Genomic DNA, 13,558 nt, shown 5'->3' on the forward strand with positions numbered 1-13,558 from the left:
GTAGGAATGGTTATTCAGGAATCTGAGAGACCGCTGAATAACCGTTAAATAATCACTAAATTAGGATTGATGTATTATTGTTAAGACAGACCTTAATTCCTTAATATCTATCTGGCCTGGCGCAGATGCTTGTTTCAGCGCGCCAAAGGTTGCTGCCGAGCCAAAGACTTCACCCGATAAACGGGAAATAATTCCCAACTTCGACATCGACATAGTAATGATTGGACGATCGGCATATTTTTCATGCATTTCCAATGTCGCCGCCAGCAGTGTCATCACATCGCTTTTGTTTTGGGGCATTAATGCGATTTTAGGAATATCGGCCCCAAGATCTTGCATTTTACGTAGGCGCTTAACAATCTCATCTTTGGGCGGGGTTTTATGGAAATCATGATTAGACATGATAACTTTTACACCTTTAGCATGAGCATATTCTATCGTGGCGCTGACGTCTTGATCGCCAGTAAAAAGCTCCAAATCAATCATGTCAACCTGGCCGCTATCAATCATCTTCTTATTTAGAGCAAGATAATCATTAGGCGATATCTCTTTCTCTCCCCCTTCTTTAGCTGTACGAAAGGTAAAGAGAATAGGTTTATTATGAATAATATTTCGGAGTTGCTGTGCGGCTTCAAGAATGCTCTCGACGTCTTTCACATCATCAAAATGATCGATACGCCATTCCAGAATATCAAAATCAAAGTCTTGGTAATATTGGGCTTCTGACTTTATCGCCGGTACATCTTTTCCCATCAATGACACGATGATTTTAGGAGCACCTTCACCTATTACCAGATTCTTTACTGTTACGGTTTTCATTCTTGTCCCTTCCATTAATGCCTGACCACTGGCATCAGCCAGTATGCTCCCAAAGAGGATAACTATGCGTTGAACCCCATAACCTTTTTAATATATTCCAGTGGGAACTCTTTTCCGGTCCAAAGCTTAAACTGCTCAGCCCCCTGCCATAACAACATCCCATATCCGTCAACAGTTTTACACCCAGCCTCCATGGCCATTTCTAACAGCTTAGTCATATGAGGGTTGTATACGCACTCAGAAACCAGCAGCTCAGGGCGCAGCATAGAGATATCACTGACGATACTTTCATTTTCCAGTGGTTTCATTCCCACTTTTGTACCGTTAGTAAGAATATCTGCATTGGCAATTGCATTAGCAAACGCTTTTTGGTTCGCCAAGTCATTAACCGTAACAGTACAGTCGGTGTTGTCATTAACGCGTTTGGCAAAAGCGAGTGCCTCTTCATAAAACTCATCGCGTCGGTTAAATAGCATTATTTCCTTGATATCTTCAATTGCCGCCTGTGCGCCAATGGCGGTAGATGCACCACCCGCACCTACCAGTACCATTTTTTTACCTTTAATATCAAAACCGGTTTCTTTGATTGCTTTGATATGTCCGGTCCCGTCAGTGTTATATCCGCGAAGAAAACCGTTATCATTAACAATGGTATTGATGGCACCCACTAATTTGGCCGCGGGTGTTAATTCATCGACATATTGGCAGGCTAACTGTTTATTAGGCATAGACACGCCGGTGCCACGCATTTTTAATGCCTTGAGACCTTCAATAGCTTTGCCAAAAGTGGAATTATCCACCTCGAAAGCCATATAAGTGTAGGGCAGACCCATTTCTTCCAATGCCTTATTCTGCATTTCTGGCGATAAGCTATGTCTGATAGGATATGCCATTAACCCAATCAATTCATATTTTGCAGTAACGTCCATTAACAACTCCTCACTAAAGATGGGTATATTCAGATTTCTTTAATTAATATTTCTCTTATTTGTTCTCAGCAATAAAGTCACTGAAAGAATCGCTCACCAAAGCGGAAGTCACTTTGTGGAATTTTGAAGACTTTATAGTAGCGAATAAAGACGACTATCGCGGTGAGGAAGGCAACAAGAGCAAATGCGATGTCCAGTAATATGATATATTGCAGGCCAATAGTTGATAGATAACCGGTAGCTAGCGGAATAACAAAATTCGCCAACCCACCCATCATCATATAAATGCTGGTAACCTTGGCTTTGCTTTTCGGGAAGAATTCAGACATAACCGAGACACCCAATTGCAATATCCCACCCGCGGCAGAGAAACCAATAACAAATGCCCCGACATTACATACCAACGGAGATGGATACAGATAAATAACAGCAGCGGCAATGACAGATAGCCCGGTATTAAATACATTGGCCCACACAGGGCGCACCATACTTTTAAGCAGGAAAGCAAAGAGGAATACACACAGTAATGAGCCTAAACTATAGTAAGAAATAGTTTTTAATGCATCAGCTTCTGCCATTCCGGCAAAGGCCATTGCATATTTTGGCATCCAAACGACGATGACATAAAATGTAGAAAATGCCGCGACGCCAAATACCACTGAGGCAACACCTTCCAGCCATGCTAAAGGCTTACTGCTCATCTGAGGCAAGTCTTTGGCAATAGTGGCATCCACTGTCTGACTGGGAAATTTACTCTTCATCACCAGCAGAGTGACCAGAATAAACAGTATGCCCGGAATGATCATGGCATAACCAAACCACAACTGACTCACCATCAAGAAACTAACAAGCATCGGATAGAACATTTGCCCAAAGGAAATGGTGGCCTTAAGCAGAATCACAGCAGAGCCGGAGGTTTTCGGGTAACACTCCATCAATGCGGGATAGCCCCCAGTGTCTAATGCTGCGTTCGCTGCACCCACACAAAAGGCCAGAATAAAGGCCACAATCAGATTGGGACTGGCGAGGATACCGAAGAAAAATAGGATATATAATGCTATACCGACAAAAATAACTGAGCGCCTACCGAACTTGTCAGAAATAACACCAAAGAATAGGATACAGACTAATCTTCCCAGACCTATCCCAGAAATCACATAGGCTATCCCGGCACTGTCGGTATTAAATTTTTCTGCCAAGGGAGTCATATTTTGCGCCAAGGTAATAACGCTGATCCCATGAAGAAAATAGCTTAGATATATACTTATGGCAGCTAATAAAAATGGCGCATTGAAGGCCTTGCTCTGGCTCATGCTTCTCTCCGTTTATTGTTAATTTTTTATTAAGTACATTCTTATAAAACATCAATAAACTACCAACCCTATATAATGTATATAACACCAACCTTGATTTATACGTAATATGAGGTTTTCATTTTCAATTTTATTGCAGACCACTAATAGGAAATCACGGAAATATTGTTGTTAGGTTGTGTTGATTTTACAAAACCAATACAACATTACGATAAGACCAGAGAATTACTTGGTAACAGTATGAATGCTTAATTTTTGTGAGTCAGTTAAAACTTATTAAATATAAAAATTAATATGCTGAACATGATAGATTTGTAAAATAAAAATCAGAATAAATTGACGTTATTACTGTGAGCCAGTAGACATTATTGCGATATGCATCTATCTGAAAAAATCACCCTCATCAACTGCTATTATCCATCTATGACTTATTGCTAACGTATTTAACAGTTTATTTACCCGGTTTATTTTCCTCAATGGTTAAAAGTGCATATTATATTGCACCACGCCATAATGATTTTGCATATCCTAGGTAAGTCAGCATCCATTTTCATTCAATAAATCAGATAATGCCCAAAACGCACCACAATATTATGTGACCGAGTCAGTGGTACAAACAGAATGTTTGCCGTATGTTCAACTATGAGTCAAATTGACCATAATGCTCTTGAAATGACAGTGTTACAGTGAGGGCAAAATTAACAAAGCGCCACGGGAAACGGAATGAACTTAAAACAATTACACTATTTTAAGCGCTTAGCCGAAAAACAACATTACACAGAAGCAGCATCAAGTCTGTTTATCGCCCAGCCATCTTTAAGCCATGCTATATCTGAGCTTGAAAAAGAACTCGGCGTCACTTTGTTTGAAAAAACCGGCAGAAATGTGCGAATAACAGAGAGTGGGAAAATCTTTCTACCTTATGTGGAAAATGCACTGCTTGAGTTGGAGAACGGCCGCCTTGCCTTGCGCCAAATGACTGGCTGTGAAAATAATACCATCAAGCTGGCATTTATTTACACCATGGGGGAGACCGTCGTTCCACAGCTGATTGACCGTTTTATACATATTCCCGGTAATGAAAATAAGCGTTTTTGCTTTTACCAAGGAACATCGTCATCAATTATTGATGATCTAAAAGCTGATAAGTTTGATCTGGCTTTCTGCTCTCAAATGCCAGAAGAACCCGAAATAGAGTTTATCCCGCTAATTAGCCAGGAGCTGGTACTCGTCACCTCCCGTGATCACCCATTAGCATTACGCAATGAAAGTGAAATCGCCTTAGAGGACACAATTCCCTACCCATTTATCTTTTTTTCGCAAAAAAGTGGCTTACGTCAGTTTATTGATAAGATGTTTATGCAGAAAAAACTGATGCCAGAAATAACCTGCTATGTCGAAGAAGATACGGCCATGGTGGGGCTAGTGAGTATTAATTACGGTATTGCCATTATGCCGCGGATAAGCACACTTTCACATTCTAATGTTCACGTCATGCATATCAAAGATCCCGGCCCAACTCGCTATATTTGCCTGGCAACCCGTAAAAATCAGATATTATCGCCAGCCGCTCAGACATTTAAGAAATTTGTCTTCAGTTCATGTCAGCTCATGACATTTAAGTAACCGGTAAATTAACGTGTAGATAGCCGCTGCTATCTACACACTATTTCTTCTTTCAGGCCTGAACTTGATTCATTTTTACGCTATAACTTTGCTCCCTCCGGCTGCGATAACCAATAAACAGTGCCGTCAAGAAACCGGCCGCAGCGAGGCCAACATCAAACCACATAATATGGGCGATGCTGGTTTGCGAGAGTTTGGCTGTAATTAATGGGATAGTGAATGTCGCCAGGCTCCCTGCACTATAAAAAATAGCGGTGGCTTTACCTTTAGCCTGCGGAAAGCGCATCGCCATCAGTGTCAAGCCGAGTTGCATAACACCGCCAGCAGCAGAGAAACCAATCACAAAGGAAAAAATAAACACGGTTGTGACGGTGGTATATAAACACACCGCTAGCAAGGCAACGAAAGATATAAAGGTATAAAGCATAAGCAATGTAGTTGAATTAACCGTTTTCTTAACCAATCCCGCCGTAATAAAGACACATAGCAAAGAACCTATGGTGTAGACACTGAGGAGTTTGATAGACATGGTATAAGACATACCCGCCACAAACTGCCCATACTGCGCCAGCCACTGGCTAATCAAATAAAACGTCGCCATAGCGATGTATCCATACAGCGTAAAGCTGGCGAGATCCAACATTGAGCAGGTATAACTTTTAGATGTTTCAGATTCAGCGGTATCCGTCATCGGCTCTATTTTCACTGGGGTTTTATGCTGTGGGAAGGGGCATCGAAACAGATAGAGTGCATTCACCAGCATGACGCAGGCGGCAATTAAAAACGACCAGCCGAACCAGAGATCAAACCACACTAATATGCTAATCATAAACGGCAAAATAAATTGCCCGCCAGAAACAAATGCTTTGATAAGAATATTCGCCGTGCTTGGCGTATTTGGGAAAGCTTCCATCAATGATGGATAGGTACCAGAGTCAAGGAAGCTGTTTGCCATTCCCGCCAAGAAACCGAAACAATAGGCCACAACAATACTTTGTGTGCCAAGGACACCGAGGAAAAAGACCAGATAACAGGCCATTCCCAGATAAACAAAAGGTTTGCGACCAAAACGATCAGAGAGCATGCCCGCCACCAGCAAAATACTCAGCCGCCCTATTCCCAATGAAGAAATGACAATCGAGACACCAGCAGCGTCAGTGTGCCACTGCTGTTGTAGATGGGGCATATTCAAACTGATCAATATGACACCCATGCCGTGGACCAGATAATTAATATACAAGCCGATAGATGTAGGTATGTAATTGTTTTTCATATAAACCCTTTTCAGAAAAGGATTTTTTGATTCGATCTACAGGATTTTCTTTCCTGTTCTTTATCTCAAAAAACCTGATCTATAGGTACTTTCCCGGTGAATTTTGTGATGCAAGAAAATGACAACCAGACTCAATGCGACAAGTAAAATAATCCTGAAAGGCTAGGCACTTCATGTATTTCCATACTAACAATCCGGTCTAGCAATAAATAATTCATTTTTTGAAAGCAATTCATAGATTATGTCTATGGACGGCCTATCAGGATGCTATTGGTCTACTTGCTCTGTTATAATTGTGTTTTTTATCAACGCCACTGACAGCTATTTAGCAACATTATCGAAACATGTAGATTGGTGATTTAACAAAGGTGGTATTTGTTTAATAGCAAAGACTAAAAAGATGGTATTTAATGATGAATATAGAGCAGTGAGCATGCCGCTAATAGGCAATAACACACAAGGTGTTTATTTTTAAATTTGTGTGAAAGGATACATATTATTCATTTTTATGATGAGAGTCATATTATTAAAACCAGTAATTAATTTCCTTGAAGTGTCAATATGCTTAGGCCATCAAGGAATAATTAATGCAAGATACTTTCTTTTCAGAAAGTAAATTTATTCATTGGTCACAAAATTCCTAGCGCGGTTAACACAATCTCTCCAGATCATGAGAATAAAGTTCGGCAGCAACAGATTGATATATTTTCCATTCTAAAAAGTCTGCATCAGCATAAACAGCATGAAATTCCTTATAATCGGGGAAAAAGCGCATAGTATTATTCCCAATACGATTATTTATCTTTTTAATGATGGCATTAACCCTTTCTTTTCTTTTTTCATTCATCAAAGTCATTGTTTCAACCACTGATACGGGAATCTCTTGCTCTCCATTTTCCCATTGTTGCCACATTTTTGTGTTTTTATCGCCTGCAATATAATTTGCCGCCTCGTCATAACTCATAAAAAAAAGCTGACGCAATGCCTGCAATTCTAAATTGTTCATAATGACTCCAACATTAATCAGGATGAATGATTAAATAGCATTATAATTCGCTGGACGAAATGATCATTATCACAATAAGTTAAACCAGCAATTATCAGATAATCCTGATGAATACAAAAACCCGCTCATCTATAACGATTGCGGGCTGTTTGTATTGTGGACATCACTGTCACTATCTCAGATGAAGCCAAATGTTTGCATGAGTGAGAACCGGCTGCTACTCCCCAACCAGAATAACCTCAATCCCACCTTTACGTAGCCCATTCAAACTTTCCGCTGGAATGCCTTGGTCGGTGATGACCATATGTATGCGCTGAGTATCAATAATCTTATGTAAACTGGAACGATTAAATTTGCTGGAGTCAGTAACCACAATAATCCGCTCCGCGACTTCACACATACGGCGATTAAGCCGTGCTTCGTCTTCATTATGTGTGCTTACGCCCCGCTCAAGACTGATGGCGTCCACCCCAAGAAATAACATATCAAAGTGGTAATTCTGTAAGGATTGATCGGCTTGATCGCCATAGAAGGAAAGCGACTGACGGCGCAAATGCCCGCCAGTCATCAACAATTCCACTCCTTCAGCATCTAGCAATGAATTGGCCACATTCATGCCGTTGGTCATCGCAATGACCTCCTTATGATGGCGCATATGGCGTGCAATTTCATTGGTGGTGGTGCCGGAGTCCAGAATGACGCGGTGCCCCGGTTTAATCAGGTTGGCGGCCACCTGAGCAATACTGCGTTTTAGTGATGTATTAAGGGAACTTTTATCTTCTACCGTCGGCTCAAGCGCAGGGGTTCCAGAGTCGCACACGAGCGCGCCGCCATATGCCCGAACCGCAATTCCTTGTTTTTCCAAGAAAGCCAGATCATTGCGGATCGTAACCGTCGAAACACCAAAGAATGACGATAAGTCATTAACCTGAACACTTCCTTGTTGGCGCAGGCGTTGAATAATCTGCTCGCGCCTTTCACTTGTACCCGTTATACGTTTGTCTGCTATTGAATCAGTATTGCTCATAGGAAATCCTTTCTAAAAGCCTTTCGTTTCTTTTCACTTTGCCTATTAACACCTTTCTTTTGCGGGAAAGCAAGCCTTAACATTGCGCAAAACCAGACTTCTTTCCGGCCAAACACCCTTTCATTATGTTTCTTTTGCGAAACAGATCCCAATTTTATTATCTTTCGTTTTGTTTTTATTCCATGATAAAGCAGTATCCTTGAAACAAATCGAAAGATAAAAGTCACCTAAAACCCATACGGAGAGGAAAGTGAAACATTTAACCGAGTTTGTGGCCGACCATAAACAGGATACAGGATGTGGCATTTTTGCCGTCTGTTCTGCACACCCCTTGGTTCTGGAAGCAGCAATACGCCACGCCCGGGCGGCAGAATCTATCTTATTAATAGAGGCGACCTCCAATCAGGTAGATCAGTATGGCGGCTATACCGGCATGACTCCGGCTGATTTCCGTGGTTTTGTTGAACAAATGGCCGATGACCATCAGTTTCCTCGCGACCAATTGATTTTAGGTGGCGATCACCTTGGCCCTAACCGCTGGCAAAACGCCCCTGCAGAAGAAGCGATGGCTCAGGCGGAAGAACTCATTCGCCACTATGTTACTGCGGGCTTTAAGAAAATCCACCTTGATTGCAGTATGTCTTGTGCTGATGACCCGGTGCCATTAACCGATGAAATTGTTGCTAAGAGAGCTGCCAGATTGGCTCTGATAGCAGAACAAACCCGTAAGGAACAATATGGTTCCTCTGATTTGGTTTATGTCATCGGCACCGAAGTCCCGGTTCCCGGTGGTGCGCATGAAACCCTATCAACACTGGCTGTCACCTCACCACCAGCAGCAAAAGCCACATTGGAAGCTCACCGCCACGCTTTTGAACAACAGGGCTTGAGTGACCTATGGCCGCGGATTATCGGGTTGGTCGTCCAACCGGGTGTCGAATTCGACCATACCCATGTTATTGATTATCAACCGGAGAAATCGCTGGCTCTCAGTCAAATGATCGAAGAATTTGACACCATGGTCTTTGAGGCTCACTCCACCGATTATCAGACCCCACTCGCCCTACGGCAGCTCGTTCAGCATCACTTTGCGATTTTGAAAGTAGGCCCGGCGCTCACTTTCGCGCTACGTGAAGCCCTTTTTTCACTGGCCGCGATTGAACAGGAATTACAACCAGCACATCAGCGTTCAGGTTTGCGGGATGTACTGGAAAATGTCATGCAGGAACAACCGGAATATTGGCAACACCACTATCACGGTAATGGTGAACAACGTCGTTTGGCTCGAGGTTATAGCTACTCCGACCGCATTCGTTACTACTGGCCCGATCAGGACATTGACAAGGCTTATTCCAAATTAATAGAAAATTTGGAGGATGAATCGATTCCACTGCCTTTAATCAGTCAGTATCTGCCTCTTCAATACGTTAAGGTCCGTGAAGGCCTTTTTGCAGCAACACCGCACGAACTGATTATCGATCATATCCAGGATGTATTGCGCCAGTACCATGCTGCCTGCCTGGGAACATCGCCATCCAATTAACACAATGATAATAAGGAAGAAAACATGCCAAACATTGTATTAAGTCGTATTGATGAGCGCCTCATTCACGGTCAGGTTGGCGTCCAGTGGGTAGGTTTTGCCGGAGCGAATCTGGTGTTAGTGGCTAATGATGAAGTTGCCGAAGATCAGGTGCAGCAAAGTCTGATGGAAATGGTGCTGGCGGAAGGGATTTCTGTCCGTTTCTGGTCACTGCAAAAAGTCATCGACAATATTCATCGCGCCGCTGATCGCCAGAAAATTTTGCTAGTTTGCAAGAACCCTGAAGATTTTCTGACATTAGTTAACGGTGATGTACCGGTGACTCGCATCAACGTCGGCAATATGCATTACGCCGACGGTAAACAACAAATAGCAAAAACTGTCTCTGTTGACGATCAGGATATTGCCGCCTTTTATGGCCTGAGAAAAGCAGGGGTGGAATGTTTTATTCAGGGCGTGCCAACCGAGCCCGCTCAGGATCTCTACAAACTCCTCTGAGGTATTTTCTATGGAAATTAGCTTACTACAGGCATTAGCGTTGGGGATTCTGGCCTTTATTGCAGGTCTGGATATGTTCAACGGCCTGACACATATGCACCGCCCGGTGGTCCTCGGGCCACTGGTTGGCCTGATATTGGGTGACCTTCATACCGGCATTCTGACCGGCGGTACATTGGAACTGGTGTGGATGGGGCTTGCTCCACTGGCGGGTGCCCAGCCTCCTAACGTGATTATCGGCACTATTGTCGGCACTGCCTTTGCTATTACCGCTGGCGTAAAACCAGAGGTCGCCGTTGGGGTGGCAGTCCCCTTCGCCGTAGCAGTACAAATGGGGATTACGTTCTTGTTCTCCATTATGTCTGGCGTGATGGCACGCTGCGACAAAATGGCGGCAAATGCTGATACCGCCGGCATTGAGCGCGTTAACTATCTGGCCTTACTGGCACTGGGGACGTTCTATTTTCTGTGTGCATTCTTGCCCATCTATTTTGGCGCGGAGCATGCAAAAACAGTTATCGATGTCCTGCCAGCCCGTCTGATCGATGGCCTTGGCGTGGCCGGGGGCATCATGCCAGCAATCGGTTTTGCCGTATTGCTGAAAATCATGATGAAAAACATTTATATCCCCTACTTTATTCTTGGTTTTGTCGCTGCCGCCTGGCTAAAACTGCCGGTGCTGGCTATCGCCGCCGCCGCACTGGCAATGGCTATCATTGATTTTATGCGTAAAGACCCACCGGCGCAGCAGCCTTCCCGTACTGAGCAAGAGGAATTCGAAGATGGTATCTAATACTCAAGTTTTGCCAGACGTCAGCGTAACGGAAAAGTCGGTGGTTGATGGCAACGACAATATCTATGAAGATCAAACTATCGGTGCCGAACTGACGAAGAAAGATATCAACCGTGTGGCATGGCGCTCCATGCTGCTGCAAGCCTCCTTTAACTATGAACGTATGCAAGCTTCTGGTTGGCTTTACGGTCTGTTACCGGCGCTGAAAAAGATCCATACCAATAAGAATGACCTGGCGCGGGCGATGAAAGGCCATATGGGATTCTTCAATACCCATCCTTTCCTGGTGACTTTCGTTATCGGCATCATTCTGGCGATGGAGCGTTCAAAGCAGGATGTCAACAGCATCCAAAGCACCAAAATCGCGGTTGGCGCGCCACTTGGCGGGATTGGCGATGCCATGTTCTGGCTGACCTTGCTCCCTATTTGCGGTGGTATTGGGGCCAGTCTGGCCCTGCAAGGATCGATTCTTGGCGCGGTGGTGTTTTTGGTAATGTTTAACGTCGTTCATCTTGGGCTGCGTTTCGGTCTGGCCCACTATGCATACCGCATGGGTGTGGCGGCCATCCCACTCATTAAAGCCAATACGCGTAAAGTAAGCCATGCGGCATCTATTGTTGGGATGACGGTGATTGGCGCTCTGGTGGCCACCTACGTTCGCTTATCCACCACACTTGAAATCACTGCCGGGGACGCGGTGGTTAAGTTACAAACCGATGTTATCGATAAACTGATGCCAGCTTTTCTTCCACTGCTATACACCCTGACTATGTATTGGCTGGTACGCCGTGGCTGGAGTCCTCTGCGACTCATCGGGCTCACGGTAGTGTTAGGAATTGTTGGCAAGTTCTGCCACTTCCTATAATCGCGAGAGAAAATAATAAGCGAGATAAAACAAGATGATAAGCATTATTCTCAGTGGCCACGGTGGGTTTGCCACCGGAATGGAAAAGGCGATGAAGCAAATACTTGGCGAACAACCGCAAGTGATAGCCATCGATTTTCCTGAAAGCTCCTCCACCGCCCTGCTGACGGCTCAGTTTGAAGAGGCGTTAGCCAGTCTGGATGAGCGCAAAGGGCTGGTTTTTTTGACTGATTTACTCGGCGGCACCCCCTTCCGCGTAGCCTCAACGCTGGCAATGCAGAAAGCAGACCGCGAAGTGATCACCGGTGTAAATTTACAGCTCTTGCTGGAAATGGTGCTGGAGCGCGAAGGCCTCAGTAGCCAAGAGTTCCGCCGCATGGCGCTCGAATGTGGTCACCGGGGATTGACCAGTCTGGTGGACGAGATGGGGCGCTATCGCGAAGCAGCACCCGTTGAGGAAGGAATATGACGGTATTGCTACGAGCCAGACGTGTTCTTACGGAGCAAGGCTGGCTCGACAATCACCAGTTGCATATCAATGGCGGCACTATCGTCACCATCGAGCCAATCCCAACCGGCGTGACGTTGCGTGATGCTGAACTGTTGTGCCCTGCCTACATTGATATTCATGTCCACGGTGGCGACGGTGTTGATGTGATGGATGACGATCCCCACGCGCTGGGCCGATTGGCATTACATAAAGCGCGTGAGGGGGTGGGCGGATGGCTGCCGACCACCGTAACCGCCCCATTGGAAGAAATAGCGCGCGCACTGCAACGTATCGCTCAGCGCTGCCATCAAGGAGGGAAAGGGGCCACCGTGCTGGGAAGCTATCTTGAAGGCCCCTATTTCACGCCACAGAATAAAGGGGCGCACCCGCCAGAACTGTTCCGCGAACTGGATGTTACCGAGCTCGATAGATTGATTCAGATTTCGCGGAATACATTGCGTGTGGTGGCGCTGGCACCTGAAAAACCCGGTGCGCTAGCGGCCATTAAACATCTGAAAAGCCGCGGGGTAAAGGTCATGCTCGGCCACAGCGCGGCGAGTTATGAAGAAACATGCCGTGCTTTTGATGCTGGGGCTGATGGGCTAGTTCACTGCTTTAATGGCATGACCGGCCTGCATCATCGTAACCCCGGCATGGTTGGTGCGGGGTTAACTGACCCGCGCGCCTGGCTTGAGTTGATTGCCGATGGTCACCATGTGCATCCTGCCGTAATGAGCCTTTGCTGTGGTTGCGCCAAGCCGCGAATATTATTGATAACTGATGCGATGAGTGCGGCAGGGATGCCAGATGGTGACTATTCGATTTGTGGTCACCCGGTAACAATGCAGCAGGGGGTTGTCCGCACGGTTAGCGGAGGCTTGGCTGGAAGTACGCTTTCGCTGGATGCCGCAGTGCGAAATCTGGTTAATGACGTGGGTATACCGGCGGCGGATGCTATCCATATGGCCTCACTGCATCCCGCCCGCATGCTGGGGCTTGAGCAAACCTATGGCTCACTGTCAGTGAATAAACGCGCCAATATCATTGCGCTTGATTCCCAACTCAAACTGCAAACTATTTGGATTGATGGCTTGCCGGTTCTCCTGTAGCCCTTTCATTACGTATCACATTGGTTTGTGGCTCGCACTGTCACAAACCTTTCTTTTCCTTTCGCACTTTTCGCATCAATCTACTATAAAAAACAATATTCATATATAAATCAACAGCATTTAAGAGATTTACTGCTTTTCACATCACGTTTTTCGTTTTATTTCTTTTCTTCTGTTGACCTTTCGTTTTCTTTTCTATAGATTCTCATTTAAACACAGAGCGGGTTAAATGAAACAAAACGAAAGATTACCATGTGCTGCTTTGTG

General features: G+C 44.9%; 13 protein-coding genes. 7 read left to right on the forward strand and 6 right to left on the reverse strand.

What is annotated here, in order from left to right; all coding sequences use genetic code 11:
• Positions 1–60: 60 nt before the first annotated feature.
• The 3 genes from aroD to N0H69_RS15555 form a co-directional block, all read right to left on the reverse strand.
• Positions 61–819 (reverse strand): type I 3-dehydroquinate dehydratase, encoded by a 759-nt coding sequence (gene aroD, locus N0H69_RS15545; RefSeq protein WP_050122099.1) that lies wholly within the window; start codon positions 817–819, stop codon positions 61–63.
• Positions 820–881: 62 nt separating this feature from the next.
• Positions 882–1,748, reverse strand: a complete 867-nt coding sequence (gene ydiB / locus N0H69_RS15550; protein ID WP_050151693.1) for a quinate/shikimate dehydrogenase — start codon at positions 1,746–1,748, stop codon at positions 882–884.
• A 77-nt stretch (positions 1,749–1,825) separates the two neighbouring features.
• Positions 1,826–3,061: an MFS transporter gene (locus N0H69_RS15555; RefSeq protein WP_050107312.1), complete on the reverse strand. Its 1,236-nt coding sequence runs from the start codon at positions 3,059–3,061 to the stop codon at positions 1,826–1,828.
• A gap of 723 nt (positions 3,062–3,784) precedes the next feature.
• Between N0H69_RS15555 and N0H69_RS15560 the strand changes: the two genes are divergently transcribed.
• Positions 3,785–4,687 (forward strand): LysR family transcriptional regulator, encoded by a 903-nt coding sequence (locus N0H69_RS15560; protein ID WP_050107313.1) that lies wholly within the window; start codon positions 3,785–3,787, stop codon positions 4,685–4,687.
• Between the two features lie 52 nt (positions 4,688–4,739).
• Here the strand turns inward: N0H69_RS15560 and N0H69_RS15565 are convergent, their stop codons facing one another.
• From N0H69_RS15565 to N0H69_RS15575, 3 genes are all read right to left on the reverse strand, one after another.
• Complete coding sequence (locus N0H69_RS15565) at positions 4,740–5,960, reverse strand: MFS transporter (protein ID WP_050151692.1); 1,221 nt, start codon at positions 5,958–5,960, stop codon at positions 4,740–4,742.
• 649 nt (positions 5,961–6,609) lie between these two features.
• Positions 6,610–6,966, reverse strand: coding sequence for a YdiL family protein (locus N0H69_RS15570; protein WP_050122095.1), 357 nt, complete (start codon positions 6,964–6,966; stop codon positions 6,610–6,612).
• A gap of 217 nt (positions 6,967–7,183) precedes the next feature.
• Positions 7,184–7,993 carry a DeoR family transcriptional regulator gene (locus N0H69_RS15575; RefSeq protein WP_050107316.1) on the reverse strand — a complete coding sequence of 270 codons (810 nt, stop codon included), beginning with the start codon at positions 7,991–7,993 and terminating at the stop codon, positions 7,184–7,186.
• A 250-nt stretch (positions 7,994–8,243) separates the two neighbouring features.
• Here N0H69_RS15575 and kbaZ point away from each other — a divergent pair, with 250 nt between their 5' ends.
• The 6 genes from kbaZ to nagA are packed head-to-tail and all read left to right on the forward strand — an operon-like array spanning position 8,244 to position 13,291.
• On the forward strand, positions 8,244–9,536 hold the full coding sequence (kbaZ, locus tag N0H69_RS15580) for a tagatose-bisphosphate aldolase subunit KbaZ (protein WP_050151691.1): 1,293 nt from the start codon (positions 8,244–8,246) through the stop codon (positions 9,534–9,536).
• A 24-nt stretch (positions 9,537–9,560) separates the two neighbouring features.
• Entirely contained in the window at positions 9,561–10,034 is a 474-nt protein-coding gene (gene agaV, locus N0H69_RS15585) for a PTS N-acetylgalactosamine transporter subunit IIB (protein ID WP_050151690.1), read from the forward strand.
• Between the two features lie 10 nt (positions 10,035–10,044).
• Positions 10,045–10,827, forward strand: coding sequence for a PTS N-acetylgalactosamine transporter subunit IIC (agaW, locus tag N0H69_RS15590; protein WP_004712318.1), 783 nt, complete (start codon positions 10,045–10,047; stop codon positions 10,825–10,827).
• A complete protein-coding gene (gene agaE, locus N0H69_RS15595) occupies positions 10,817–11,692 on the forward strand; it encodes a PTS N-acetylgalactosamine transporter subunit IID (protein ID WP_050107320.1) in 876 nt (291 codons plus the stop codon). Before agaW ends, agaE begins: the two co-directional genes overlap by 11 nt.
• Positions 11,693–11,726: 34 nt before the next feature.
• Positions 11,727–12,161 (forward strand): PTS galactosamine/N-acetylgalactosamine transporter subunit IIA, encoded by a 435-nt coding sequence (gene agaF, locus N0H69_RS15600; protein ID WP_050151689.1) that lies wholly within the window; start codon positions 11,727–11,729, stop codon positions 12,159–12,161.
• Positions 12,158–13,291, forward strand: coding sequence for an N-acetylglucosamine-6-phosphate deacetylase (gene nagA, locus N0H69_RS15605; protein WP_050151688.1), 1,134 nt, complete (start codon positions 12,158–12,160; stop codon positions 13,289–13,291). The genes agaF and nagA overlap by 4 nt, the downstream gene beginning before the upstream one ends.
• Positions 13,292–13,558: the final 267 nt, after the last annotated feature.

The sequence above is a fragment of the Yersinia alsatica genome, assembly GCF_025133195.1.
Classification (GTDB): domain Bacteria; phylum Pseudomonadota; class Gammaproteobacteria; order Enterobacterales; family Enterobacteriaceae; genus Yersinia; species Yersinia alsatica.